The 3,912-nt window shown below is 63.0% G+C and carries 4 protein-coding genes; 3 read left to right on the forward strand and 1 reads right to left on the reverse strand.

All coding sequences use genetic code 11. The features are described 5' to 3' along the window. The first annotated feature begins 89 nt into the window (after positions 1 to 89). The gene (gene ribB / locus EN994_RS21480; RefSeq protein ID WP_013532799.1) at positions 90 to 1,190 is read left to right on the forward strand and encodes a 3,4-dihydroxy-2-butanone-4-phosphate synthase; all 1,101 of its coding nucleotides are present in this window, start codon (positions 90 to 92) and stop codon (positions 1,188 to 1,190) included. 33 nt (positions 1,191 to 1,223) lie between these two features. Continuing rightward, the gene (locus tag EN994_RS21485) at positions 1,224 to 1,766 is read left to right on the forward strand and encodes a GNAT family N-acetyltransferase (protein WP_063167667.1); all 543 of its coding nucleotides are present in this window, start codon (positions 1,224 to 1,226) and stop codon (positions 1,764 to 1,766) included. Between the two features lie 37 nt (positions 1,767 to 1,803). On the opposite strand, the gene EN994_RS21490 is transcribed toward EN994_RS21485, so the two are convergent. Beyond that, entirely contained in the window at positions 1,804 to 3,027 is a 1,224-nt protein-coding gene (locus tag EN994_RS21490) for an MFS transporter (protein WP_063167668.1), read from the reverse strand. 120 nt (positions 3,028 to 3,147) lie between these two features. Between EN994_RS21490 and EN994_RS21495 the strand changes: the two genes are divergently transcribed. After that, complete coding sequence (locus tag EN994_RS21495; protein ID WP_013532796.1) at positions 3,148 to 3,756, forward strand: TetR/AcrR family transcriptional regulator; 609 nt, start codon at positions 3,148 to 3,150, stop codon at positions 3,754 to 3,756. The last annotated feature ends 156 nt before the right edge of the window (positions 3,757 to 3,912 follow it).

A 3,912-nucleotide genomic window follows, 5' to 3' on the forward strand; every position in this document is an offset into this window, starting at 1 on the left:
CTCTTAGCCCGGCCGGCCAAATCTTTTTGCTTTTCCCTACTCCCTTACTGCCCTACTCCCTTATTCCCCTGCGAGCAAAGCGAGCACTTATGCCTTACGACCAGAAGAAAATCGTCGAAGCCCTGCGTGCTTTCGAACGCGGCGAGATCGTCGTCGTCATGGATGATGACGGGCGCGAGAACGAGGGCGACCTGATCGTCGCCGCTGTCCACTGCACGCCCGAAAAGATGGCGTTCATCGTTCGCCACACCTCCGGCATCGTCTGTACGCCGATGCCGCGCGAAGAAGCCAAGCGGCTGAACCTTGCCCCCATGGTCGCCGACAACGATTCCGCCCACACCACCGCTTTCACCGTCAGTGTCGATTTCAAGCATGGCACCACGACCGGCATCTCGGCCGAAGATCGCACTTTGACCGTTCGCAATCTTGCCAACGGCAATGTCGGTGGCTCGGATTTCGTCCGCCCCGGCCACATCTTCCCGCTGATCGCGCGCGAAGGCGGCGTGCTGATGCGCTCAGGCCATACCGAAGCAGCGGTCGATCTGTGCAAGCTCGCCGGCCTGCCGCCGGTTGGCGTCATTTCCGAGCTGGTCAATGATGACGGCACCGTCAAGCGCGGTCCGCAGGTGCAGGCTTTCGCCGAGGAGCATGGCCTCAAGCAGGTTTCGGTCGCCGACCTCATCGCCTACCGGCAGCGCAAGGAAACGCTGGTCGAACGCGTCGCCTGCTCGGAAATCGACACGCTCGGCGGCAAGGCACAGGTCTTCACCTACACGCTGCCGTGGGACTCCATGCATCACGTCGCCATCGTCTTCGGCGACATTCGTGACGGCGAGGACGTGCCGGTGCGTCTGCATTCGGAGGATGTGGTGACCGATGTCTTCGGCACCAGCCACCGGCTCGACGCCATCATGAAGACAATGGGCGAGCGCAGGCGCGGTGTCATCGTCTATCTCAGAGAAGGCTCCGTCGGCGTTGCGCATCAGGAGCGCAAGCGGCCGGCAAGCGGCGACCGCGAGGATCACGAAGAGGCGCGCCGCCGTGAAAACGAGTGGCGCGAGATCGGGCTAGGCGCCCAGATACTCAAGGATCTCGGCATCTCCTCGATCAACCTGATCGCCTCGCGCGAACGCCACTATGTCGGCCTTGAAGGTTTTGGCATCCACATCGCCAAGACCGAGATCCTCTGAGCCTCCCGTCGATCCGGTTGCCGGAGAAGACGGATGAATGCGTCCCTGCCTTCCAGCCAGCGCAGCGAGCGGCTTTTGCTGCGCCGCCCAGAAGAGGCTGATCTGGATTTCCTGATCGATCTCTTTTCGCGCCGGGAACTTGTTGCGCATCGTCCGGGCCCTGTCCCGGATACAGCCCAGCAGAGCGCCGCGCGGCTGACGCGCGACATCGGTCATTGGCACAAGCACGGCTTTGGCCGCTGGGCGGTCGAGGCGGATGAAAAGCTGGTCGGCTTCGGCGGCGTCACGGTATCGGCGGATTTCGACGGTCTGAACCTGTCCTATCATCTTCATCCGGCGAGCTGGGGACATGGCTATGCCACGGAATTGGTGACGGAAGCACTGCGCACCGCGTTCGGCCCCTTGCGTGCCGATCGGGTTGTCGGCCTCGTCCGCCCCGCCAATCCGGCTTCGCGACGGGTGCTGGAGAAATGTGGCTTCGTCTTCGAAAAAGAGGTGATTCTGCACGGGGCGCCAACGATAGTTTTGGCATTGGCGCACCCAAGAAGAGTCAATATTTCAGGCCCGGCTGCCTAGAGCGGCGCGCCCGGCCTAAGGCCCGGGCGCGCCGGAACTATTCCGCAGCAATCGCGGCTGCTTCGCATCCGTCCGTCTCGCACTCAGCCGTGGCAAGGCTGCGCTGGCCAAGCAGCACCGTGGCCAGCGCGATCGTGCCTGAAGCCACAGAGACCCAGAACCCGTTCTGGGCACCGAACGCATCGACCACCGCGCCGGCCGCGAACGAGCCGAGCGCCATGCCGATGCCGATGCCGGTCATGACCCAGGTAATGCCTTCGGTCAGCATCGCCTCCGGCACATGCCGCTCGATCAGGCCGAAGGCGGTGATGAAGGTCGGCGAGATCGCCACGCCGCTGATGAACACGGTCAGCGCCAGCAGTGGCACGGTGTCGGCGGTGAGCGGCAACAGCGTGCCGAGCGCGACGAGGGCGACTGCGATGGCCAACTGGCGTTGCAGCGGCGCCTTCAGGCTGAGCGCGCCGACGATGATGCCGAGCACGAACGATCCCAGCGCATAAACGCCGATGACAAGGCTGGCGGCGCCGGGCTGGCCAAGCTCCTTGGTGATCGCCACGGTGCTGACTTCCGTCGTCGCGAAGGTCGCGCCGATGAAGATCAGGGCGAAGGTGATGATCTGAACCGGCCGCAGGCGGATCGCCGAGCCGCTTGAGCCATGGTCCACCGGCCGCACTTGCGGCTCCGTCGAGCGTTGCAGGATGAAGGCCGCTGATCCGAATGCGAGAAATAATGTGCTCACCAGAACGCCGGCTTCCGGGAACAGGGCAGCACTGAGACCGACCGATAGCGATGCCCCGGCGATATAGACCAGTTCATCGGCCGCGGACTCGAAGGCGAATGCGGTGTTCATCTGCGGCCGTCCGCGGAAAATCTCTGTCCAGCGCGCCCGCACCATCGCCGGCATGCTTGGCATGGCCGCGGCCAGTAAGGCCGACACGAACAGCGTCCACACCGGCCAGTCCTGGTTGGCCGCCGCTATCAGGACGGCGAAAGCCAGCACCGCGATGATGGTGGTGGGCACGACGATCCGTGTCTGGCCCAGGCGGTCCACCAGTCTGGATATCTGCGGCGCAACGAAAGCGTTGGCCAGCGCGTATGTTGCCGAGACGGCTCCGGCCAGCCAGTATTCGCCACGCGTCTGCGACAGCATCGCCACGATGCCGATGGGCGCCATGGCGATCGGCAGGCGCGCCATGAATCCGGCGGCCGCAAAGCCCTTGGTTCCGGGGGCACGAAAGATTTCCGCATAGGGATTTTGCATGGGTGGTTCCTCGACAAAGGACGATTCGGCAATTACATACGAAGCGTATGATTGTTAAATAGAGCATACGCCGCGTATGTCAATTGGCATACGTTACGTATGTGAATAGGGCCAGAAGCCATGCACAGACCCCGCAAGGAGATGATCGCCGAGACGCGCGCAAAGCTGATCGCGGCGGCCCGCCATGCCTTCGGCACAACAGGCTATGCGGAAGCCTCGATGGATGATTTCACCGCTTCGGCCGGGCTGACGCGCGGCGCGCTCTATCATCATTTCGGCGACAAGAAGGGGCTGCTGCAGGCGGTCATAGCCCAGATCGACGGCGAAATGGCGGCGCGCATCAATGAGGTCGCGTCGAGAGCGCCGACCCGCTGGCAGCATTTCGTCGACGAGTGCTCGACCTATATCGAGATGGCGCTGGAGCCGGAAATCCAGCGCATCATGTTCCGGGATGGCCCGGCCGTGCTGGGGGATCCAGCGCAATGGCCGAATGCCAGTGCGTGCATCGTGTCAATGACCGACCATCTGACCGCGCTGCAGGAGGAGGGGGTCGTTGTCTCGAGCCTCGACCCCGAGACGGCCTCGCGACTGATCAACGGAGCGAGCAGCCAGGCAGCGCAACGGATCGCCAATTCGGACGACCCCGAAGCGACGTCCAAGAAGGTGGTGACGGCGTTCAAGCAACTGCTCGAAGGCCTGCTCAAGAAGCCGGATCCGCAGTCGAATTGAAGTTCCCACCGGAGCTTTTCGTGCCGGCAGCTGTTCCCGATAGGAATTTTTTCTTGACACCTGCCCTCAGCTAAGGTACATATTCGTCCATGGTGCTGATTTGCGCCGGTGACCCGCCGCACAGGCGGGTTTTTCGTTTGATGCTCCGTCAGACAA

The sequence above is a fragment of the Mesorhizobium sp. M7A.F.Ca.CA.002.09.1.1 genome (assembly GCF_003998555.1).
GTDB lineage: Bacteria > Pseudomonadota > Alphaproteobacteria > Rhizobiales > Rhizobiaceae > Mesorhizobium > Mesorhizobium ciceri.

Coding starts and splice junctions, on each gene's coding strand:
- ribB (WP_013532799.1), top strand. CDS start 90: ATGCCTTACGACCAGAAGAAAATCGTCGAAGCCCTGCGTGCTTTCGAA.
- EN994_RS21490 (WP_063167668.1), bottom strand. CDS start 3,027: ATGCAAAATCCCTATGCGGAAATCTTTCGTGCCCCCGGAACCAAGGGC.
- EN994_RS21485 (WP_063167667.1), top strand. CDS start 1,224: ATGAATGCGTCCCTGCCTTCCAGCCAGCGCAGCGAGCGGCTTTTGCTG.
- EN994_RS21495 (WP_013532796.1), top strand. CDS start 3,148: ATGCACAGACCCCGCAAGGAGATGATCGCCGAGACGCGCGCAAAGCTG.